Source organism: Pleionea mediterranea, assembly GCF_003148745.1.
GTDB lineage: Bacteria > Pseudomonadota > Gammaproteobacteria > Enterobacterales > Kangiellaceae > Pleionea > Pleionea mediterranea.
Map to the genome: position 1 here is coordinate 12508 of NZ_QGGU01000016.1, position 22705 is coordinate 35212.

Consider the following 22705-nt stretch of genomic DNA (forward strand, 5'->3'; position numbering starts at 1 on the left):
CTCAATTATGTGACGTTAATGTGAGTTTGCTAAATGAATACCTTGCAAAGTTTAATCTTCGCTTGAGGATTGTTTTTGCATCAGGCTGATAACTTTACTGCCGGGTTTTACTTCGTAGTCCAGTTGTGGACTGAATATATGAAGGTGATCGCGCAGGCTAATGGCAAATAGTGGGATCACCCGACCTTTATGATGATTCAGGTAGTCGTTATAACTGAATTCTTCGCTAATATTGGTGGTTTTAATTTCAGCATCATTTTTTATTAACTCGGAAAGCTTGTTAAAGGTGGTGTCTTTATCAAATAAAATCAGCCCCCGATGTTTTTTCGCTACTATGTGTTTATCCACATCGCTTTTGTTCGGATCGTCAGGCAGTTCATAAACACTATCAATACCAAATTCGTATTTAAATCGCTGGCAAGATAAGGAATTGTAATTGCCGCGAGCGGTGAGGGCGAGCAGACGACCTTTGCCCACCAGATCTAGATAGCGATCAGCGTGTTCCGAAATTACGTTACCAAAATAGGTTTGCAAGCCTTTCATGCGCGCTTCCCGTGTATCGCGCCAGCTGGTGGAGCTAAGGGTGACTTCAAAGCCAAGTTCTTGCAGCGCTTTGCCGATGGCTCGAGCCACAGGATTGGCGCCTACTATTAATACACCAATCGGTTCCGGGTGCGCCACTTTCAGAAATTTGGCCAAAGGTTTGGCGGTGAGACTCTGAAAAATTACCGTCCCCATTATGATAAGAAAGGTTAACGGCACCAACAACTCTACTTGTTCCCAGCCTAATTCTCCCAGACGAATCGCAAACAGTGCCGATACCGCTGCAGCAACTATGCCTCTTGGAGCTATCCAACTGATGATGGCTTTTTCGCGCCAGTTTAATTTGGTGCCAATACCGCTGAGCCATACGGCAACCGCTCGTGGCAATAACATCACAGCCAATAACACCCACCAGGCACTCATACCCATATTGCTGTAAGCGCCCAAATCAACACGAGACGCCAGCACAATAAATAAAATGGCAATCAGTAACAGGCTTAAGCTTTCTTTAAAATCGATGATGGATTCCAGATCCAGTCCTTTTTTATTGGCCATGGTGAGACCCATAATGGTGACCGCAAGTAAGCCCGACTCTTTTTGAATAAACTCGGCCAGTGCAAAGAATCCTATGACCACCGCCAGTGTGGCAACGTTGTATAAATAATCGGGCAGCCAACGCCTTTTAAGCACCGTGCTCAACAGTTGGCCGCCAACAAATCCAATCAATAATCCGGCGCCCACCAGCAGGGTAAAGCTTTCGGCAACGTTTAATAATCCTGTGGTTTCTTCTCCGGCAATAAAAAAGTTATACACCAGTACAGCGAGTAAAGCGCCGATGGGATCAATAGTAATGCCTTCCCAACGTAAAATATTGGCAACGGGTTCAACCGGACGAACAGTTCGCAGAATCGGGATCACCACGGTTGGTCCACTGACAACAATAATGGCGCCAAACAACATGGCCAGTTTAATAGGAAAGTCGAGAAACACATGGCTTGCCCAGGCACCGACGCCGCCAGTGATTAAGGTGCCAAGGATCAACAGTCGCCAAACAACTTTGCCGGCATCTTTTAACTCGCTGAATTTTAAACTCAGTGCGCCTTCAAAAAGAATAACCCCTACCGCCAGGGAGACCATAGGGAACAATGAATCGCCGACTAATATTTCCGGATCAATAAAGCCGGTTACCGGTCCCATTAGTAACCCGGCAATTAACAGATACAAAATGGCAGGCAATTTGGTGATCCAGGCAAGCCACTGGCAAAAAATGCCAACCACTATAATCGACGCAAGACCAACGAGTATCATATGTTCCATAGTAGAATTCCGGTTTGTTTATTTGTTTATTTGTTTATTTGTTTTATTCTGTTTTGAGTTGAAGATGTTCAAAGCATGCTTTTGACAGTCGCGGTCATAGTTATCATTACAATCATCGTTATTTTGACAATCACAGTTATTCTGACAATTATAGTTACTCTGATAATCGTTGCTACCATCAGAATCAAGGTTACTATTCTTTTTAAACCACAGCATTAATCAGGCTCAGTACTTAGTGTAGCCGCTGTTGTCAAAATAACACTTGCAGGCTGTTTGCTTAATCCTTTTTACGTTGATTTGTATGGCAATGGAGCAACGAGTAGAAAGCTTTTAAATATGGATCCTTCAAAGACCCTCGATATTGCTTGCCAGCGTCTAAAAACAGGGTTATAACGCAGCCTCTTAAATGTTCAGTGAATTTAAGCTGACACCCTCTTTTCGTAAGGGCAAATCTTTTTGTAAGGGTAAACAATGAGTGCAACCGCTAAACAGTTGGGCCAGCGACTCGAACAACAAACGGGCGAGATTAAAACGCCCGATTTATACGAAGCCATTGCTGAAGATTTGTATCGTCAGGGGTATAGCATTCGACCGGCACAATTGCCGCATCAACTTACCTTTGATTTATTAACGCAATTGCAGAGCATTCCCGAGCACGAATTTGAACAGGCGGGTATAGGCCGGGAAACCGATTTAACCATCAACCAGTTTGTGCGCAAAGATGAAATCGCCTGGATAACCGGTGAGTCTATGGCCGGACAGCAATGGCTCAACTGGGCGGCAGGATTACAGCAGCATTTAAACCGACGCTTGTTTCTCGGCTTATTTTCGTTTGAAAGTCATATGGCCCATTATCGGCCCGGTGATTTTTACAAACGCCATTACGATGCGTTTAAAGGTGAAGCAAATCGAGTGCTGTCGATAGTGGTCTATCTGAATCCGGACTGGCAACTGGATGAGGGTGGCGAAATGGTGTTGTACTTGAATGACGATGATCAACAGGGCATTAAAGTAACACCCGGTTTTGCCACCGTGGTTGCCTTTTTAAGTGAAGAGTTTCCGCACGAAGTTTTGCCAGCCAAACGGGATCGCTTTTCCGTTGCCGGATGGTTCAGGGTGAATACCTCAATCGGTGATCGGGTTGATCCACCCAGTTAATTTAAAGCGGATTGCAGTTGAGTCTTTCCTACTTTTATGTAGTAGAAGAATGGAAGGACTATGGCTTTAACGGCAAATTATAATGGTAAAAGGTTTTGTCCCGCCGGTAGCCTTTCGATTCGTAAACCTGTTGCGCAGCAATGTTTCGCTGCAAGGTGGAAAGCTGGATCACAATAGCGCCCGTGTCCAATGCCATCTGTTTGGCGGCGTCTAACAATGCAAAACCAACGCCTTTGCGACGGGCAATCGAGCGCACATAAAGATCATTCATGGTCCAGATGGGCTTTAGATGAACCGAAGAAAAGCCGGGGTATAGATGAATAAAGCCTACCGGCTGATCATCCAGCTCGGCAATAAAGGCTTTCGACTGATTTTGCTCCAGCCTCTGCTTCAGAAATTCTCTTCCTGCGGAGACATCCGAAGGCTGTTTATAAAACTGTCGGTATTCATTGAACATATCCGCCAGTTTATCAAGTTCATTGGCGGTTACCGGTTTTATTGTCAATTGGTCGCTCATGGCTGTTTCAGGTTACACTGTGTGACGGGTTTAGGCGTAAGCTTACCAGTGTTGGTCGAGGGTTCAATCCATTAATGTGTTATAAGTGATCTATTCAGCAAAATATGCAACAAAATATGCAGCAAAACCATCCAACGTTGTCCGTTATTGCAGACTTAATGGCATGCTCTGCAGCGCTTCTGCCTTCTCGTCATCGATTACCACTTATCTGTTATGAGTCTGAGCCGGTTTGTTCACTGGCAAAGTCGGCCAGCTGGCGATTAATTACTCAGTTACAACAGGCCTTTTCAAACGCACAACAAAAAGATAGCCCATCTCAGGTGATGGAAACGGCATTAATTTTATCTGACGGTTCACTGGATGAGTCGAATACGGACATGAGCGCTGAAATAAACGCTGAAAAGAGCAGTTATCGCCTGTTAAAGACTGCCCAGTATCGACAATTACTGGGGCAGGAGTGGCCGCTGATTGTGATTGATGCCTTGTACGGCGTGCGGGCTAATGCTCTGGCTGCTGCTGTTGGCGCTGTGAAAGCCGGCGGATTTTTAGTGATTGTTGCACCGCCCGAATCAGACTGGCCAGGCGCCGCCTGCGATGAATCGACTCGCTTGTTTGGCAAAGCAACATCAGAGCGCTCATTGTTTATCGAACGAATTCAGCAAACGCTGCACAATTATGGTCTGCGCTATAACACCGACACGGAACAATTGCGGTATCGTGAACAAGATTTCGATGATAACGCTAACGATGATAACCCTAACATAGCTGCTGTTATCGAACGCATAGTATCGGAAGCGTGTCCTACCGGGCAAAGTCACATTGATACAAGTGCTTTGGACACAAGTTCACCAGACGAAAAGCCTTCCAGACAAGATCTTTCGGATAACCCTTTTGCCGAGCAGAGAGCCGCCATTGAGCAAATTTGTCGGGTATTTACCGGCCATCCTCGAAGACCACTGGTATTAACCGCAGACAGAGGCCGTGGAAAAAGTTCGGCACTGGGTATGGCAGCGGCACGTGTAGTTAATCAAACGGGTAAACGTCTGTTGGTGACCGCACCGACAAAAGCCGCCATTGCCGAGCTGATGCGATGGTATCAACAAAACACCGATAACAATCTAGCCGACTCGTTGCAATTCTGTTTACCGGAAGACTTGTTGAGCCATGGCAATCAACTGGCGCAGTCGTTTGACGGTTTACTGGTGGACGAAGCAGCCGGTATTCCGGCATCGCTTTTGACGCTAATGGTGAAAACATTTAATCGGGTGGTGCTGTCAACAACCGTGCAAGGTTACGAAGGAACAGGGCGAGGGTTTGAAATTCGATTTAAACAAACTTTGAATCAATTGCGGCCTCAATGGCGACAGGCTTATTTGCATCAACCCATACGTTGGGGCTCGGGTGATCCATTAGAAGCCTGGAGTAACCATGCATTGTTGTTGGAGCATTCGGTTGAGCAAAGTGAGCGATTACCAATAGATCTCTTGTCAACTGAGTCATTGCCAGCTGAGCTATTACAAACTGAACGACAGGATCCGTTACCGGATCCTAAACTGAACTTATCAACCCTTGTTAAGCAATCGCAATGTCAGCTGGTTAAGCCTTACGAAACGATGGATGAAAATACCATTAAAGCAGCCTTTGGCTTGCTGGTGGATTCCCATTATCAAACCACCCCCGATGATTTTCGTCAGTTTCTGGATCACCCCAATCGATATCTGTTTATCCAAAAAATTAAAAACTCTGTAGTGGGGGTTGCTCTGATATTACAAGAAGGTGAAATCCCTTCAGAGTTGATTAAATTGATCCAGCAGGGCAAACGCCGTTTGCGTGGTCATCTGGTGGCTCAGTCATTGGCGTTTCATATGAATCAACCTCAGCTTGCCGAACAAAAAGCCTGGCGCATTCAGCGCATTGCCATTCAGCATAATTATCGTCGATGTGGTTTAGGAAAGTCGTTATTACACTCTGTTGAACAAACCGCCGAACAAATGCAGGTGCATTATTTGAGCAGTAGCTTTGCCGCGTCGGAAGATTTAGTGCCGTTTTGGTTTGAGGCAGCTTTTAAACCTGTACGCCTGGGTTTAACGCGCGATCCTGCTTCCGGCTGCCACAGTTTGATGGTGGTGAAACCTTTGATGAATGAAAGCAATCATGAGCCGGTCGGCGTTATTTCGGACAACGCACCGTGGAAAGGTTTGTATCAACAATTTTATCAAACCACTCGACTGCTGGCTGCGTCGAGTTTTTGTGATGTTTCTCCTGTTTTAATGGCGCAGCTATTAAGCAGGGGTGTGTGTCCACAGGTAAGCAGCAGTGAGTGTCCGCAGGGCAGCGAGCTAAAAAACAGTTTAAAAAGTGAGTTAACCGATAACACAAAAGCCTTGTTACAATGTTTCATAGCTGGAGAGCGTTCGTTTGAAGATTCGGCGTTAGCGATTGAGTCGTTATTAATCAACCGGCTTAAACAATCGAACTCAAATATTCTCCTATCATCAATGGCTCAGTTGATTGCGAAGCTCTGGCAGGGGCAGTCGACTCAACAGTGGTGCCATTGGTTTGATGCGTCAGGTAAAAAAAATATGGCGCAACGGTTAAGACAGGCGACAAAGCAATTATTGGATGATCAATAATTCAGTCGTAAATGCGAATTACAAAGCAGGATAACAATGAACGAACTGGTTGATGAACTAAGAGAAAAAAATGAAGATCGCTTTGGCAGTGTTGAATTGCCCGATTTGGATTTGCTGGTAGAAATTGAAGAACAGATTTTAATTTCGTTGCCAAAAGAGCTGAAAGAATTATTGTTGAATGTTAGCGATGTTATTTACGGCTCCATTGAGCCTGTGACGGCGAGTGATCCTCAGCTGCATACCTATTTACCGGAGGTGGCCGCGGTAGCCTGGGATCAGGGCGTGCCACGGGAATTTATTCCAATCTGCCAATATCGGGATAACTTTTTTCTGGTCAGTCAGGAAGGTGATGTCAGCTACTGGGTGGATGGCGAGATGCATGAAAAAGAATGGGACTCCATCTGGAACTGGGTCGATGACGTCTGGCTCAATGGCAATATTCCGGAGCAGACTTATTAACGGCGTTTAAATTAAAAGCAGCGTATTTGGTCAATACTTTTTGATTAAGAGCTGAACTCCCTCCCCGCTATTATTTTTCGTTTGGAAGTTCAGCATAGCCTTGTTGAAAACTGGGGAATTTAAATTGGTAACCCAGTTGACGAATCCGCGAGCTGTCGCATCGCTTACCTTGATTTTTAGTTAAAAAGCTGTCAGTTGAAAAGTTGTTAGATGAATCGCTGTTAGAAGAATGATTGCTACTTGCCTTAGGTGATGGAAAGTCAAAACGGTTGGCAATCCATTCAGCCACTTCAAATTGTGGTGTTGGGCTATGATCGCTGCACAGATAAATGGGATCCAGTGGTTGATTAGCTTTCATCTTCTGCAGTAAGAAACAAATAATACCGACACAATCATCCTGATGAATTCGATTGCTGTAGTAAGGTGGCAATTTTTGTAATTCAACACCCTGTTGAACTCGTTTAAAAAAGCGCGTCCGCTTGTGATTATAAATGCCTGAAAAACGTACTACGCAATTATTCAGCGAATGAGAAAGCACCAGGTTTTCTGCTTCCAGCAAACACTTTCCTTTGATTGATGTGGGCAATGTTTCGGATTGCTCATCCACCCATTCGCCACTATTTTGCCCATACACTCGTGTCGAGGAAACGTAAATAAAACGTGTGTTTGCGTGTACCGACTTAAAGTGCTCAAGCAAATGGTGTACGCCTTTTACATAGGTTTGATGGTAAGCGTCATCGGTCATGGCATCCGGTGATAAGGTGATCACGGCAAAGTCAAAATCAGTTGGTAGTGATGTTAAGGTTGTCGCATCGTTTAAATCCAGATAATGCATCGACAATGATGATGGTAGGTTATGGTCCTGAGTTAGAGTTGTGCGTTTAACCCCTGCTAATTCAAAGTCGTTAGAAAGTTGTGTTGCCAGTTGCTGTGCCAGCTTGCCAAAGCCAACCATTAATACCGATGCCATTGTTTTCCTATGTTCCTGAATGTTTGTCTTAAGATTTATAATTTAGCACTTTTTTAGTCTTAATTCGAAAAGCCGCTGTTGCACTTATTTGAACCATTCATTGAATCCATTTCTCTCAGTTTGCATGTTTCTGGTGCATAAACCAATCCCTTCAGCGTTTAAAAAGAGCATTTTATCGCTTGGCATAGCCCCTGCAATGCTCTCGTTGATTGCATTTTAAAAGCCAACAAAAACAGCACTATTAAAATACAGAGGGGAACACCAATGAAGTTAATCGCGGCAATTGTTAAGCCGTTTAAATTAGAGGCGGTACGCACCGCACTTAATGATGCCGGAATATCCGGTTTAACGGTAACCGAAGTGAAAGGATTTGGACGACAACGGGGCCATACCGAACTCTACCGGGGAGCAGAGTACAGTGTCGACTTTTTACCCAAGGTAAAAGTAGAAGTCGCAGTGCCCGATGACAAAGTGGATGAAATTGTAGAAACCATTATTGAGCAGTCACGAACCGGAAAAATAGGTGACGGAAAAATCTTCGTTTACGCATTGGAAAACGTTGTGCGTATTCGCACCAGTGAAATTGGAGAAGAGGCCATTTAACCATTTCTTATAGGCACAGGCTTAGTGTCAATAATGAATTAAATGTTAATGATGGCTTAACTGTCGATGGTCGGGTAATGGAGATCATCAACAAACAAAATTTAAACCGATGCAGCAAAACATCGGTAGTTTTATAAAGGGGATGAACAATGAATGAAGTAAAGTACGCACTGGATACGTTTTACTTTTTAGTATCGGGTGCACTGGTAATGTGGATGGCGGCAGGATTTGCCATGCTTGAGGCTGGACTGGTACGTTCAAAAAACACTACAGAGATCCTTACCAAAAATATTGCTCTGTTTGCCATTGCCTGCACCATGTTTTTACTGTTTGGCTACTCGATAATGTATTCAAGTGCTGCCGGTGGCTGGTTGCCAAATTTTGGTGCCTTATTGGGCAGTGAACACAGCGTCGATGCTGTTAATGCGGGTAATGCTGATCATGCACTCTATTCGGATTTTTTCTTTCAGGTTGTGTTTGTGGCAACGGCCATGTCGATTGTGTCTGGTGCAGTGGCCGAGCGAATGAAGCTGAATGCTTTTCTTATTTTTTGTGTGTTACTTACCGGATTTATTTATCCGGTCGAAGGTTATTGGAAATGGGGTGGCGGATTTTTGCATGAACTGGGATTTCAAGATTTTGCAGGTTCGGCCATTGTGCATATGGCGGGTGCCGCCGCCGCGCTTGCCGGAATTATATTACTGGGTGCTCGTAAGGGTAAATACGACGCTAAGGGCAGCGCAAAGGGTATTCCGGGGGCTAATTTACCCATGGCAACATTGGGCACCTTTATTTTGTGGCTTGGCTGGTTTGGATTTAACGGCGGTTCACAGTTGTTGATTTCCGATGTGGAAAACGCCAATGCTGTGTCGCGAATTTTTGTTAATACCAATGCCTCTGCTGCAGGCGGCGTGATTGCGGTGTTTCTTTATACTCGTATTGTCTATAAAAAGGCCGACCTAACGCTTATTTTAAATGGCGCCTTAGCTGGATTGGTAGCCATTACGGCAGAGCCATTAACCCCAACGCCATTAGTGGCAACCATTATTGGGGCTGCTGGCGGGGTTATCGCATCACTATCGGTAACAATGCTGGATAAATTACAACTGGATGATCCTGTTGGGGCTATTTCAGTGCACGGCGCTGCCGGAATATTTGGTGTATTGGTGGTACCGCTAACCAATCATGGTGAAAGTGTGTCGTTTATTACCCAGCTTCTTGGGCTTGTGGTTATATTCAGCTGGGTGTTCGCCAGCTCATTTGCGGTGTGGTATCTGTTGAAAAAACTGATGGGGATCCGGGTGAGTGATGAAGAAGAATACGTAGGACTGGATAAAGTGGATTGTGGGCTGGAAGCCTATCCTGAGTTTGCAAGGATCAGCTCGACCAATGGCAACTAGTGAAGTCGGAAGGTTTAGAGGGGCTTGATTTTCTTTAACTCAGTATCAGTGATGTAAGTAAGCCCGGTGGTTAAACTGCCGGGCTTAAGCTGTCATGAATTAACGATTATTGAAAAATAACTTCCGCATCCGGCGCTACTTGATACACAGCGCCGTGTCCTTTAACCCATTCACCATTTTTCAGGTAGTGAGCCTGAGTCTTAATGGAGCCATCCTGCTGTATCCAGGCTTTTGATTTTACCTCGGTGACGCCATTGTCGTTCCCGGTTACTTTTTCTCGACTTATCATGGTCTTACCGTTAAAAGTTACGTCCGCTTCGGTATAAAACCCGGCGGTTGTAAAGTAGAAGTAACGTAATTTCCGCTTTGCTTTGTCATAAAAAATAATGGTTTCGCCGCCATATTCTCCATTGTTAATTGAGTGTTCAATACGTATTGCCTGCCCATTTAAATGGCGCTCCCAGCGAGATACATCAATCACACGCTTGTCAGGTGTCGAGCTGTCAAACTCACCGCGATAGGTTTTGCCGATAAAGGGACGAAATTTTTCCAGTTCGGGAATGAGTTTGTCACCGGCCGATACCGTTAAGTGCAGCGACAGTACAAGAAAAAGGGCGATATATTTGAACATAGACAGACCTTATTTATGGTTGCTTACAGGAATAGTTGAATAAAGGATATACGGATATAGGTATAATATACCTTGGGTTCAGACTGAAAGTGAAGGGGGATATGCTGCATAGGATAATTCAAAGCTTTTTAGAGGCACATATTTATGGGGTAATGTATATAGGTCATCAGGTGAGCTCTTTTAGTAAAATAAGCACTGAAATTAACGGCGTTTTCGCCTATAGTTGAAGATAGACCTTTTTTCTTATCAAAGTGTTTCGTAGAAACTAACGGTATTGGGGCAGGATTTGATGGGAAGGGTAGCAATAGCGTTGCGTTGCAGTAATGATTGCGCCTGGATAACATTTATTTAATCGCGACGTTTAGCTTTGCTCTTATAAATAAAGAGTCATCGCAAAATGGACTTATAATGAAGTTAATTACAAAAATAAACTTAATATTATTGCCAGTTGTTCTGTTATTTGCACTGGGCTTCATTGCGCTTACCTATCAGGGAATGGTTTCATTTAATCAAGAACAACTTGAACAGCAGTTAATCTCCGACTTAAATCACTTTGATCAAAAACTGGGTTATGAACGACGCTATATGCTTTACGACTCAAGGCGTATAGCCGTTAACCTGCATGGCGTATTTGCTCTTAAACCAACGCAGCGTAATCAGGCGCTTCAACAAATTGCTTATGACTTGAACAGTCAGGGCGGCCTTATTGATACCATTCAGCTGTTCAATTTGCAGGGGGAGCTGGAGCATTCTTCTGAGCTAACCAATCAATTCAGTAACATACCCCGGGTACCTATAGAGTCGTCAGTCATTGAGCAAGCGAACCAACTTTCTGCTGATGCCGTTAACAGTTCGTTGCAATCGTCTTATTTTGTGACGTTGGATAAACAGGTGTTGTTTTACAGTATCTTTCTGGTTCAGGCCGATACCATTGTCAGTGAACGAAAATTTAACAAGCTGGCTCTCATTGTTCGAAGGCAGTCGGTGATGGATGATTTTATCTTGCAGATGAAACAGAAGTACGGCCAAAGTATGGTCATTAACTTTGAGCCTCATCAATCTTCTATTGCGTCACAAGCCGGTCAGATTGACGTTACTTCCGATTCAGCCATTAACATCACCATGAACACTCAAGACTTTTCTTTGACAATGACATTGCCTTTAACCTATGTGCAAACCATGTTGCCATACAGCTTGAGTCAGATTGGCTTTTTTGTATTTTTTATTTTAATCATTTCATACGGTTTACTGGTTACTTTACTTTATTTTAATGTCGGAAAACCGATACATCAGCTATTGGGTACCATTAAATCTACCCGGTTTGGCGACGATGTTAAATTAGCCAAGAAAAAGGGCAACAGTGAAATTAACGTATTAATAAATACCTACATTGAAATGTTAAATAAAATGAATCGACTGGCAGCGTTCGATTCACTAACTGGCTTGTCAAACCGAAGAAGTTTTCACAGTCAGTTTCAAAAACAACTCAACCGGGCCATCCGGCGGGGGAGTTTGATGGCTCTGTTATACATTGATCTGGATAACTTTAAAAAAGTAAATGATCATTATGGGCATTCAACCGGAGATCGTTTATTAAAGTTATTCAGCGAGCGTCTGCAAAAGTCCATACGTCCATCGGATGTTGCGGCTAACCTGGGTAAAGGTGAGATCGCGCGGTTAGCAGGCGATGAATTTTCATTGTTGTTGACCGATATAGAAGGTCCTATTGCCGCAGAAAAAGTAGCCGATCGAATTTTACAGATGTTTGACAGCGGGTTTCAGCTGGATGGTGTTAATCATAATGTGCAAGCCAGTATAGGAATTGTGATGATCCCCGACGATGGCAATGATGTTCAAACATTATTGCAACACGCTGATGCTGCCATGTATCAGGCAAAGTTAAAGGGAAAAAATCGACTGCAATTTTTTAACCGCGATATTGCCGGTGGCATACAACGCAAACAATATATTGAGCGCGTATTGATAAAAGCAATTCATCACGGTCATTTTAATCTGGTGTACATGCCCATTTTTGACTCGCAAAACTTAAAGCCAGTAGGCGTTGAGGTATTGATTCGAGCACCTTCTTTGGCATCGAAAGGTATAGGGCCCGAAGAATTTATTCCCGTGGCAGAAACAACTGGATTAATTAAGGATATTGATGCCTGGGTGTTAAATGAATCCTTAAGTCGCATTACTTATTTAACCGACAAATATCAGTTTGATGGCTTTTTTGCGATTAATATTTCGGCTGTAGAACTGCATAATCGAGAATTTCCGCAAATGGTGAAAAGTATGTTACTTAAACACCAGGCTGATCCGTCGCGTATTGAACTTGAAATTACCGAAACCAGCTTTGTGGATAACCTTGATAACAGCATTCGTCAGCTGAATCATTTAAAATCACTCGGTGTTTCTCTATCTCTGGATGACTTTGGTACTGGCTACACTGCCTTCACTCAGTTAATCGAGTTCCCGGTGGATAAATTGAAAATCGATCGCTCATTTATTCAAGGATTGGATGAAGGCGCATCTGAGAAAAAGCGAATGGTCGATATCGTATTAGCACTTGCTGATTTATACCAGTTGAAAGTTGTGGCTGAAGGGGTTGAGAGTGAAGAGCAAATAGAATATTTGAAATATCGTGGATGTGAAATGCTCCAAGGCTATTTTTTATCGAAACCTTTGTCTTGGGATGACTTCCAGTTATTGATTGAGCAATCCCACTCTTCTCAAACCGCCTAAAAAGTTTAACCGATAATTTTAATGTTACGATACTTTTTATTATTAGCCATCCTATCTAATTTTGCTTTCTCCGATGAGCTAACCGTGGCGGTGGCGTCAAATTTTGTAAAGCCGATGCGCGACCTGAGCAATATTTATCAAGTATCCACTAACCAGTCGATTACTATTGTTTCTGGATCGTCCGCTAAACTGATGGCACAAATAAAACAAGGCGCGCCTTATGATTTGTTTTTTTCAGCCGATCAGGAAAAAGTTAGCAAGTTAATCGAGTATGGTTTGGCCGATACTGCAAGTCGGCAACAATACGCAAAAGGCCGTTTAGTGCTTTGGTCAGCGCAATGCATGAGTCAATCTAAAGCGACAGCAGAGCCATCAAGCTATCGTCGACTAGTTAACAATGATTTTAATCACCTGGCGATAGCTAATCCAATATTGGCGCCTTATGGCCGGGCGTCGGTAGAATCTCTCAAATCATTAACGTTATACAGCAATTTAAAAAGTAAATTGGTTTACGGTGAAAATATTGCCCAGACATATCAGTTTGTTTACAGTGCAAACAGTGATTTGGGGTTGGTAGCACTGTCACAAGTGATCGAGTATTTATCACCTTCAACTTCATCTTCAACTTTAACGGAAAAAAATGATTCGCAAAAGACGCAGCAATGTGGCTGGTTGGTTCCTGAGCACTTGCACTCGCCAATAATTCAGGAGGTGGTTGTTGTTAAAGGCAAGAATGAAAATGCTGCCCAAAAATTTTTAGACTTTATGGTATCTGATAAGATACAACAACGATTACTGCAGTACGGCTATGAGTCTTTCTAAGGTGGTAAATGGGGTTATCTGAACACGATTTAATGGCTATTTTTTTAACCTTAAAGTTGGCGCTTTTGGTGACGTTGATTTTATTGTTAATCGGAACGCCTATCGCCTGGTGGTTATCAAAAACACGTTCTTTTTTAAAAGGTCCGGTAAGCGCATTAATCGCTATGCCTCTGGTATTGCCGCCAACGGTATTAGGGTTTTATTTGCTCCTGGCCATGGGACCAGAGGGACCCATTGGTCAATTAACTACTTTTTTGGGCTTAGGTACCTTACCCTTTACGTTTACAGGCATAGTTATCGCTTCTGTTATTTATTCCATGCCATTTGTTGTGCAACCATTACAAAATGGATTTGAAGCAATAGGCGAGCGACCATTAGAAGTTGCCGCCACATTACGATGCAATGCCTGGCAGCAATTTTTTTACGTAGCGTTACCTATGGCCAAACCGAGTTTTCTTACTGCATCAATATTGGCTTTTGCCCATACCCTTGGTGAGTTTGGTGTGATTTTAATGATAGGCGGCAGTATTCCAGGCGTTACCCGTGTAATGTCTGTACAAATTTATGATCATGTCGAAGCGCTTCAGTACACTCAGGCGCATTGGTTATCGGCTGGGATGTTAATTTTATCGTTTATTATTTTATTGTTGTTGTATTCGCGAAATGCCTTAGTGCCTCGTATTTTTGGGGTGAAAAACTAGAATGAAACAGTCTGAATTCAATAACAATAATTATCAGATCCAAGGCGATATTCGGGTTAAAAAAAATAACTTTATGCTCGATGTGTCCATCAACTTTCCACTCAATGGTGTGACCGGAATATTTGGGCACTCAGGTGCTGGAAAAACGACGTTACTTCGAAGCATTGCTGGACTGGAAGCATTTAAGGGGCAGCTATTTTTCGGTGAAAGTTGTTGGCAACAAAAAGGATACGGAAAATCATTACCTGCACATCAGCGCTCTATCGGTTATGTATTTCAGGACGCAGGACTGTTTCTTCATTTAACGGCCGAGGGTAATTTACGCTTTGCCGAAAAACGAGCAACAGAGAAATCCATTATAAGTTTTGATCAGGTCGTAGAACTGCTTTCTCTGAACAAGCTTTTAAACAACAAGCCTGAGCAATTATCCGGCGGTGAAAAACAGCGCGTGGCAATTGCTCGTGCCTTACTCATTGCGCCGAAAATATTGTTGCTGGATGAACCTTTGGCATCTCTGGGACGAACCCATAAAGAAGACATCTTGCCCTATCTTGAAAGATTGAAAGGCGAACTCAATATTCCAATGCTTTACGTTTCCCACAATATGGATGAAATTGCTCGACTGTCCGATCATATTTTGCTGCTGGAAAATGGCAATAAGTTAGCGGAAGGACCAATTCATCAGGTCACCAGTCAACTGGCCGTTTCCGAGCAACTTATGAGTGATGCGGGTGTTGTGATGGAAGGCAAAGTAACAGCGGTTCACGATGACTGGCATCTTGTTGAAGCGGCAATTGTCAGTTCAACTGAAACTCCAACAGTTACTAATGAAAGTGCGTCAAGTGGAATTGTTTTAAATAAATCTATTACAAAAAAACCTGAGCTAAATAATAGTCTATGGCTAAAAAATAATAATTTTACAGTCGATAAAACAGTGCGTATCCGGATACTGGCCAAGGATGTGAGTATTTCAAAAGATAAACCAAAATTAAGCAGTATTTTAAATCAGTTGCCGGGAAGTATTGTTGAAATATTAAATGATAAGCATGATCAGGCCATTATGCATGTGAAAGTATGTTGCAATGAGTCGCCCGATCAATTTGTGATTGCCAGCATTACCAAAAAGTCACTAGAGGAGTTGGCTTTGTCTGTTGGCTCAAGCGTTTGGTTGCAAATTAAGTCGGTGGCGGTGATTGCCTGAATATCGTCTATTTTAATTGCTCTATTTTTTTTAGTTTGTCAAAAAAGTCATTTTCAGCAAGTTTATTGGTTGACTCAATTTGATACTTATTGTGAAAGTGAATGGTCAGGGAAACATTGTTATCCTGCAAAATAATGGTGTAGCCATCAAAGTCAGACAGGGCAGTGACGCCGAGTAATGTGTGGCCATCGCCATGTTTTTCACCTGCTTTCACAATTTTATGAAAAACTTTTAAAGCCTGATGAATATTGAGTTCGTTTTCCATAATTTTTCCTGCGTTAGTGATGACAAGTTTGTATATCGAATAGATTAAGCCGGTAACTGAAGACTTTCAGTTACCGGCTGTGTTTGTGAACCCATTGTTTTAATAACAGCTACTTTACTACTGGCTATTTTTCGCTGGCCCGTAACATCCAGGCCGTTTTTTCGTGGATTCTCATACGATCGGAAACCAATGCAGCGGATGATTCATCTTCAGCATCCTGTGCGATCTTTAACGCTTTACGACAGGTTTTTACGACCTGTTCATGGCTTTGGGTTAGAATTTTCACCATATCGTTGGCTTCTGGCACACCATCCACTTCTTTTATGGCACTAAGCTCAGAAAATGCTTTGTAAGTTCCTGGAGCGGCTATTCCAAGTGTTCTGATCCGTTCGGCAATTTCATCTACCGCCTCGGCAAGCTCTGTATAATGTTCTTCAAACATTAAGTGCAACTCTCGAAACAATGGCCCGGTAACATTCCAGTGGAAGTTATGGGTTTGTAAATATAAGGTGTAAGAGTCCGCCAAAACATGTTTTAACGCTTCGGCAACGGATTGACGGTCATCTTTGCTGATACCTATATCAATACTACTCATTACTTTCTCCTAGTTATTGGTTACGGATTCATTTAAACGCAATCAATATTTTAGCTCAAGATATTTAAGCGTAAAAATCATTACAATCGCTTTCTTCGATAATCATATTTGTAAACCACAAAGCAGAGTGTTTAATCATTGTTGTCTAAATTTACTTGACTGGCACAAGCTATGCATTCAACAAGCTAGAGTATTTTTTCAAGTATTTAATAACTGCTATAAATAGAAAAAAGACAGCAGCTATCAGAATAAATCTTTATTTATGCTAACAATCTAAAGAGGTGTTTATGCGAGTAGCAGATGTGCTTGTGGATGTATTAAACCATCATGGAGTGGAGCAGTTGTTTGGTATTCCCGGAGATGCCATCAACTCAATTATGGATGCTGTCAATCACCGTTCAGATGTATCTTTTATTCAGGTCAAGCATGAAGAGTCAGGAGCATTTGCCGCATCGGCGCAGGCGAAATTGAGTGGTCGATTATCAGCTTGTGTCGGCACCAGTGGGCCGGGTGCTTTGCACCTGTTAAATGGTTTATATGATGCAGCGATGGACAATGCGCCTGTTGTTGCGATTACTGGTCAGGTAGAGAGTCATTTGGTGGGCAGTCAATATCATCAGGAAGTGAATCTGGAATCCTTATTGAAAGATGTTGCGGTTTACAGTGTAAGAGTCTCAACGGCTGAACAAGCCGTCAGGGCAATTAATGATGCGTGCCGGGCCGCGCGCTCAAAATCCGGTGTTGCCCATATTACGATCAGCTCAGATATTGCAAAACAGAACGTGAATTATGACTCTGAAGCAATATCCGAAATTGCTATAAGTAAACGCATAAAGCCCGATGAAGAGGCCATGGAGCAAACCATTGAACGCATTAATAACTGTAACAAGATTACAATATTAGCCGGCATGGGGTGCCGACATGTGGCTAGTGAATTAATTGAGCTGTCAACAAAACTTAAAGCACCGATTGTCAGGACATTACCGGCTAAAGACTTTATTGATGAAACCGTTCCTAACTGTGTTGGTGGTACCGGATTATTGGGAACAAAGCCCGGTGTATCGGCGATGGAGAACTGTGAGTTGTTACTAATGTTAGGGAGTGACTTTCCTTACGCAGATTTTTATCCGGACAGCGATAAAATTATTCAGGTTGACACTGACGCCAGTAAACTGGGTCGTCGTCATTCTGTATCACTGGGTATTCAGGGCGACTGTGGATTGGTAATTAAGCAATTACACGAGCAACTCAATGAAAAGAAAAACAGTACATTTTTAGAATCTTTGTTAGCCGAAAAAGAAAAGCAGATAAATAAACAGTTGGATCAGGAAACACCAAATGATGTTCAGACTGAAGCGTCGAAAGACAATAAGCAAAATAATAATCATCCACTTAAACCACAATTAGTGATGCACGAGATTGCTAAGCGCTGTCCTGATGACAGTATTTTTATCTGTGATACAGGAACGGTTACGGTTTGGGCAGCAAGGGATTTACCTATTAAACAGCAGCAGCGATTTTCTTTGTCTTCCAGTTTGGGCTCAATGGCGTATGCATTACCCGGTGCAATAGGTGCAAAACTTCGTTATCCGGACTCTCCAGTAGTTGCTTTAGCCGGTGATGGAGGATTCTCAATGCTAATGCCTGACTTATTGACGGCTGTAAGGTATCAGTTGCCATTGGTGATGGTGATATTTAATAACCAAAAGTTAGGCTTTATAGAGCTAGAGCAAAACGCCGATGGTTATGCGTCAAGTGGGATCGATGTTACCAATCCAGATTTTAAAATGATGTCAGAAGCCTGTGGTGCCATAGGCATTGAAGTAAACAGCTATCAGCAATTGATCGAAGCGTTAGATTCCGTACCAGAGATTGATAAACCGACGGTCATCGATGTCAAAGTGAATCCTGATGAGTGGGTGATCCCGCCAAAAATTAAACTAAAAGAAGCGATGAATTTTGGATTGTCAAAAATTAAAGATGCATTCGGGTAGTCAGTTAACTCAGAATGGCTTTAATCTTTTATTATATTCCAAAACAAAAAAGCCCCGCAATAAATGCGGGGCTTTTTGTTTTTTCTGACTTAAATTCAGAAATTATCCGTCATTCAAAAATAACTTGTTAGTTAAACTACTCTCTGTTTTAACCCTATTCGTCTTCTTCGATCATGGTCATTAATGACGTGTTTCCACCCGAGGCAGTCGTGTCGGTGCTGACGGTTTTTTCTGTTAGCAGTCGCTGGATCAGGTTATCCGAATATTCTGCGGTAATAACCGGTAAAATAGCGCCCGTTCGCTCAGACAGTTTTGCAGCAAAGTAGGCACTCCGATCGGCGTTACTGTCAACCACAACTCCGGCCAGATCAGGATGCATCAGTAGTGCGTCAAGGTGTTTTAATCGGGCAACCTGCAACACGTTTTCCGGGGTATCGGTTGAAACAAATTTATCCCGAAAAGCTAAAGCTTCTTCATAGAATAAATCGGATACCACGGAAACAACGGTATTGCCGGTAGCTAATGCTTTAACAATCGACAGCGCCCAGTATTCAAAGGTTACGTCTTTGTCAGCAAAACACACCAGAATGCCTCTTGACTCAAGAAACAGTAAGTTCGATTCGCCGGTTGGTCCGGGAAGTTGAATCGGTTTGCGTAACAGGCGTTCAATACTGGTGAGCTGAGAGCGCGCATTGGCCAGAGTACGATTTAAGTCATCCGCTAATTCATCGACGATTTCAACTTTGGCTATTTTGGCCAGTAGCTGTCGCACCGATGAAATACGGGTGTTTAAATCCGTCAGACGCCATTTTTCATTTCCGGTTGCTGCCTGCTCCATTATGGTGTTGGCTTCTTTCTGCGCGGCTTCATCACTCTCCAGTGCTTTATCTTCATGCACCGAGTCGTTAATGATTTCCTTTGGTGTGGCTTTTTCTTTCATCAACCGTTGCAGGTAATGTGGGCCACCGGCTTTCGGGCCAGTACCGGATAAGCCGCGGCCACCGAAGGGTTGCACACCAACAATGGCGCCAATCATATTTCGATTGATGTAAACATTTCCGGCGCGGGACAATTTGGCCAGTTCATTGCAGCGCTCTTCGATGCGCGAGTGAACGCCCATGGTCAGGCCGAACCCTGTGCCGTTTATTTTGTCGATCAAGCTTTCAATTTGCTTCGATTTGTAGCGCACAATATGAATACAGGGGCCAAACACTTCACGTTCCAGCACATTAATATCATCGATTTCGTATAAGTGCGGCGCAAAGAAAGTGCCATTCGCGTGTTGCTCAGTCAGCTCCGGTGCAAATAGCAGTTTGGCTTTGTCTTGCATGGCTTCTGCGTGTTCCTGCAACGACTTAAGGGCTTTCTCATCAATTACAGGGCCTACATCGGTGCTTAACATGGCCGGATCGCCCAGTGTTAACTCTTTCATGGCGCCAATCAGCATGTCGATCACGTCATCGGCGATATCTTCCTGAATAAACAGTACGCGAAGCGCTGAGCAGCGTTGCCCGGCACTTTGGAAGCCTGAGGCAATAACATCGTCCACCACTTGCTCGGGCAATGCGGTTGAGTCGACGATCATACAGTTCTGGCCACCGGTTTCGGCAATCAATGGAACCTGCTCACCCCCTCGGGATGCCAGTACCTGTGAAATTAATGTACCGGTTTGTGTTGAACCGGTGAACATAACCGCGCGGATGCGTTCGTCGGGGAGTAATGCTTCACCGACATCGGAACCTTTCGCTATGATTAATTGAACCACATTTTCCGGTACACCCACTGAGTGCATTAATTCAACGGCCCGTTTCGCAATAAGGCTGGTTTGCTCGGCCGACTTGGCCAGTACCGTGTTGCCGGTGGCTATGGCGGCGGTCACCTGTCCAAGGAAGATCGCCAATGGGAAGTTCCAGGGGCTGATACATAACACTACGCCACGAGGCAGCAGGCGTTCATCTTCTGCCAGTTCTTCGGCACGTGCTGCGTAGTAGCGACAAAAATCCACCGCTTCTCGCACTTCGTCGATGCCATCCTGAGCAACCTTGCCGGCTTCTTTAATACACAGAGCGATCAGTTCGCCCATGTGTCGCTCCATGATATCAGCAACCCGGCGCAGCAGTTCTGACCGTTCCTCTACAGGTGTTGCTGACCAGCTATCAAAAGCTTCATGAGCCGCTGATAACTTCTCGATCATTTGCTCTTTATTATGGTGGCGATGATAGCCGACAATTTCCTGACTATTGGCCGGATTACGCACAGCATGGGCGTCTTCGGGGACGTCCTTTTCATCCAGTTTGTTTTCATTAAACCAGCGGTCACAGGTAAATTTAAGATCTTCTAACGTGGTAACGTCAGTGAGATCCAGACCTTTCGAGTTGTCACGCTCATCGCCGTATAGATCCACCGGTTTCAGAATTTTTGTGTGGAATTTGGTTTTTAATCGTTGGGTTTTTTCAACCGGATCTTCCAGTAATGCTTCAACCGGTTGTGAATCGTCTACGATGGCATTAACAAAAGAAGAGTTGGCACCATTTTCCAATAAGCGGCGAACCAGATAGGCCAGCAGATCTTCGTGCTCACCCACTGGTGCGTAAACGCGGCATTGAATTTTATCTTCTTCAACCACCTGATCGTAAAGGGTGTCACCCATGCCATGAAGGCACTGGAACTCAAAGCCTTCTTTATCATCACCCGCCAGCTCAAGAATCACCGAAGCGGTGTAGGCGTTGTGCGTGGCAAACTGTGGGTAAATGGTGTCACGGTAATCGAGCAGTCGATTGGCACAGGCGTGATAGCAAACGTCGGTGGAGGATTTACGGGTAAACACCGGAAAGCCATCTAAGCCTGCCATCTGGGTGTTTTTAATTTCGGTATCCCAGTAGGCGCCTTTCACCAGACGCACCATCAGTTTTCGGCCAGCGCGTTCGGTTAACTCTTTTAACCAATCAATAACGTAGAGGGCCCGTTTTTGATACGCCTGAACCGCAAGACCAAATCCGGTCCAGTTGCCCAAATCGTCGTCCATAAAAACGGCTTCAATAATATCCAGTGAGATATCCAGTCGCTCCGACTCTTCGGCATCAACGGTTAAGCCAATGTCGTACTTTTTCGCCAACATACAGAGATCTTTTAATCGGGCAGGAATTTCTTCAAGCACTCTGTCGCGATGAGTGAATTCGTAACGGGGATGTATGGCCGATAACTTAACGGAAATGCCCGGACTTAATTTTGGTCCGCGACCTTTCGCGGCTTCGCCAATAACATGGATGGCGTCTTCGTAGGCTTTGTAATAGCGATCGGCATCGGCACTGGTGCGTGCGCCTTCGCCAAGCATATCGTAAGAATAGACATAGCCTTTCTTTTCTTTTTCCTGAGCGCGATCTACCGCGTCTTCAATTTCTTCGCCCATGACAAATTGCCGACCCATAACTTTCATGGCAATGTTCATGGCGCGGCGAATCACAGGCTCGCCCAATCGGCCAAGGGTTTTTTTCAATAGGCCAAAGTGTTCCTGTTTGCGTTTATCGGCGTAATTCACCATGTTGCCGGTGAATAACAATCCCCAGGAAGAGGCATTAACGAATAATGAATCGCTATTGCCAAGATGAGGTGTCCACTGGCCTTTCGATAATTTATCGCGGATTAATTCATCCTGGGTGCTTTTATCGGGAACACGCAGCAAGGCTTCTGCCAAACACATCAATACCACGCCTTCTTCGGTTGACAGTGAGTACTCATTTAACAAGGCATCGACACCACCGTGTCCGGCTTGCTGACGGCGAATTTGCAACACCATTTTGCGGGCACGTTCCCAGGCTCGGCTACGGGCACGCATGTTGACTTCGGCATGAGGAAGAATCAAATCAACCGCCTGACTTTCATCAATGCGATAAAAATCACGAATTCTTTGACGGATAGGATCGTCGGTCGCTAACTTGTCGTCAAATAACATAAAACCTCACTTTTTAACGTCGATAAAAGCAAGAGTTACCATAGCAACTCTCGAGAATAAAATTTAGGGCAACGATACTCTTTTCCAGTGGTGAAAACCAGCCTTACCACTAAGAAATACCGGCGCTTAACCTGTCGCTTGATAGTTTTTTTATATAAGCAACGGTTGCAATAACACTTGTAGCATTGAACGGTAAAAA

At 43.9% G+C, this 22705-nt stretch carries 17 protein-coding genes; 10 read left to right on the forward strand and 7 right to left on the reverse strand.

Annotated features, from left to right (window positions below; translation table 11 throughout):
• Nucleotides 1-51: 51 nt before the first annotated feature.
• Nucleotides 52-1860 carry a cation:proton antiporter gene (locus C8D97_RS17110; protein WP_109765030.1) on the reverse strand — a complete coding sequence of 603 codons (1809 nt, stop codon included), beginning with the start codon at nucleotides 1858-1860 and terminating at the stop codon, nucleotides 52-54.
• Between the two features lie 471 nt (nucleotides 1861-2331).
• Here C8D97_RS17110 and C8D97_RS17120 point away from each other — a divergent pair, with 471 nt between their 5' ends.
• Nucleotides 2332-3018, forward strand: coding sequence for a 2OG-Fe(II) oxygenase (locus C8D97_RS17120; RefSeq protein WP_109765032.1), 687 nt, complete (start codon nucleotides 2332-2334; stop codon nucleotides 3016-3018).
• A gap of 58 nt (nucleotides 3019-3076) precedes the next feature.
• On the opposite strand, the gene C8D97_RS17125 is transcribed toward C8D97_RS17120, so the two are convergent.
• Entirely contained in the window at nucleotides 3077-3535 is a 459-nt protein-coding gene (locus C8D97_RS17125) for a GNAT family N-acetyltransferase (protein ID WP_109765033.1), read from the reverse strand.
• 104 nt (nucleotides 3536-3639) lie between these two features.
• On the opposite strand from C8D97_RS17125, the gene C8D97_RS17130 reads away from it, so the two are divergent.
• Nucleotides 3640-6168, forward strand: coding sequence for a GNAT family N-acetyltransferase (locus C8D97_RS17130; RefSeq protein WP_109765034.1), 2529 nt, complete (start codon nucleotides 3640-3642; stop codon nucleotides 6166-6168).
• 36 nt (nucleotides 6169-6204) lie between these two features.
• Nucleotides 6205-6627: an SMI1/KNR4 family protein gene (locus C8D97_RS17135; RefSeq protein WP_109765035.1), complete on the forward strand. Its 423-nt coding sequence runs from the start codon at nucleotides 6205-6207 to the stop codon at nucleotides 6625-6627.
• Nucleotides 6628-6697: 70 nt separating this feature from the next.
• Here the strand turns inward: C8D97_RS17135 and C8D97_RS17140 are convergent, their stop codons facing one another.
• A complete protein-coding gene (locus C8D97_RS17140) occupies nucleotides 6698-7597 on the reverse strand; it encodes a sugar nucleotide-binding protein (RefSeq protein WP_109765036.1) in 900 nt (299 codons plus the stop codon).
• 264 nt (nucleotides 7598-7861) lie between these two features.
• Between C8D97_RS17140 and C8D97_RS17145 the strand changes: the two genes are divergently transcribed.
• The gene (locus C8D97_RS17145) at nucleotides 7862-8200 is read left to right on the forward strand and encodes a P-II family nitrogen regulator (RefSeq protein ID WP_109765037.1); all 339 of its coding nucleotides are present in this window, start codon (nucleotides 7862-7864) and stop codon (nucleotides 8198-8200) included.
• A gap of 149 nt (nucleotides 8201-8349) precedes the next feature.
• The gene (locus tag C8D97_RS17150) at nucleotides 8350-9600 is read left to right on the forward strand and encodes an ammonium transporter (protein ID WP_109765038.1); all 1251 of its coding nucleotides are present in this window, start codon (nucleotides 8350-8352) and stop codon (nucleotides 9598-9600) included.
• Between the two features lie 106 nt (nucleotides 9601-9706).
• On the opposite strand, the gene C8D97_RS17155 is transcribed toward C8D97_RS17150, so the two are convergent.
• Entirely contained in the window at nucleotides 9707-10231 is a 525-nt protein-coding gene (locus C8D97_RS17155; RefSeq protein WP_109765039.1) for a hypothetical protein, read from the reverse strand.
• Between the two features lie 408 nt (nucleotides 10232-10639).
• Here C8D97_RS17155 and C8D97_RS17160 point away from each other — a divergent pair, with 408 nt between their 5' ends.
• The 4 genes from C8D97_RS17160 to modC are packed head-to-tail and all read left to right on the forward strand — an operon-like array spanning nucleotide 10640 to nucleotide 15700.
• Nucleotides 10640-12976 (forward strand): putative bifunctional diguanylate cyclase/phosphodiesterase, encoded by a 2337-nt coding sequence (locus tag C8D97_RS17160; RefSeq protein ID WP_146196174.1) that lies wholly within the window; start codon nucleotides 10640-10642, stop codon nucleotides 12974-12976.
• Nucleotides 12977-12997: 21 nt separating this feature from the next.
• The gene (gene modA / locus C8D97_RS17165) at nucleotides 12998-13798 is read left to right on the forward strand and encodes a molybdate ABC transporter substrate-binding protein (RefSeq protein ID WP_109765041.1); all 801 of its coding nucleotides are present in this window, start codon (nucleotides 12998-13000) and stop codon (nucleotides 13796-13798) included.
• Between the two features lie 8 nt (nucleotides 13799-13806).
• Nucleotides 13807-14499 carry a molybdate ABC transporter permease subunit gene (gene modB, locus C8D97_RS17170; protein ID WP_109765042.1) on the forward strand — a complete coding sequence of 231 codons (693 nt, stop codon included), beginning with the start codon at nucleotides 13807-13809 and terminating at the stop codon, nucleotides 14497-14499.
• A gap of 1 nt (nucleotide 14500) precedes the next feature.
• Nucleotides 14501-15700, forward strand: coding sequence for a molybdenum ABC transporter ATP-binding protein (modC, locus tag C8D97_RS17175; RefSeq protein ID WP_109765043.1), 1200 nt, complete (start codon nucleotides 14501-14503; stop codon nucleotides 15698-15700).
• A 7-nt stretch (nucleotides 15701-15707) separates the two neighbouring features.
• Here modC and C8D97_RS17180 read toward each other — a convergent pair whose 3' ends face one another.
• Nucleotides 15708-15965, reverse strand: coding sequence for a DUF3081 family protein (locus tag C8D97_RS17180; protein WP_109765044.1), 258 nt, complete (start codon nucleotides 15963-15965; stop codon nucleotides 15708-15710).
• Between the two features lie 124 nt (nucleotides 15966-16089).
• A complete protein-coding gene (locus C8D97_RS17185) occupies nucleotides 16090-16560 on the reverse strand; it encodes a Dps family protein (RefSeq protein ID WP_109765045.1) in 471 nt (156 codons plus the stop codon).
• Between the two features lie 287 nt (nucleotides 16561-16847).
• Here C8D97_RS17185 and C8D97_RS17190 point away from each other — a divergent pair, with 287 nt between their 5' ends.
• The gene (locus tag C8D97_RS17190) at nucleotides 16848-18554 is read left to right on the forward strand and encodes a thiamine pyrophosphate-dependent enzyme (protein ID WP_109765046.1); all 1707 of its coding nucleotides are present in this window, start codon (nucleotides 16848-16850) and stop codon (nucleotides 18552-18554) included.
• Between the two features lie 154 nt (nucleotides 18555-18708).
• Here the strand turns inward: C8D97_RS17190 and putA are convergent, their stop codons facing one another.
• Nucleotides 18709-22506, reverse strand: a complete 3798-nt coding sequence (putA, locus tag C8D97_RS17195) for a bifunctional proline dehydrogenase/L-glutamate gamma-semialdehyde dehydrogenase PutA (RefSeq protein WP_109765047.1) — start codon at nucleotides 22504-22506, stop codon at nucleotides 18709-18711.
• Between the last annotated feature and the right edge of the window lie 199 nt (nucleotides 22507-22705).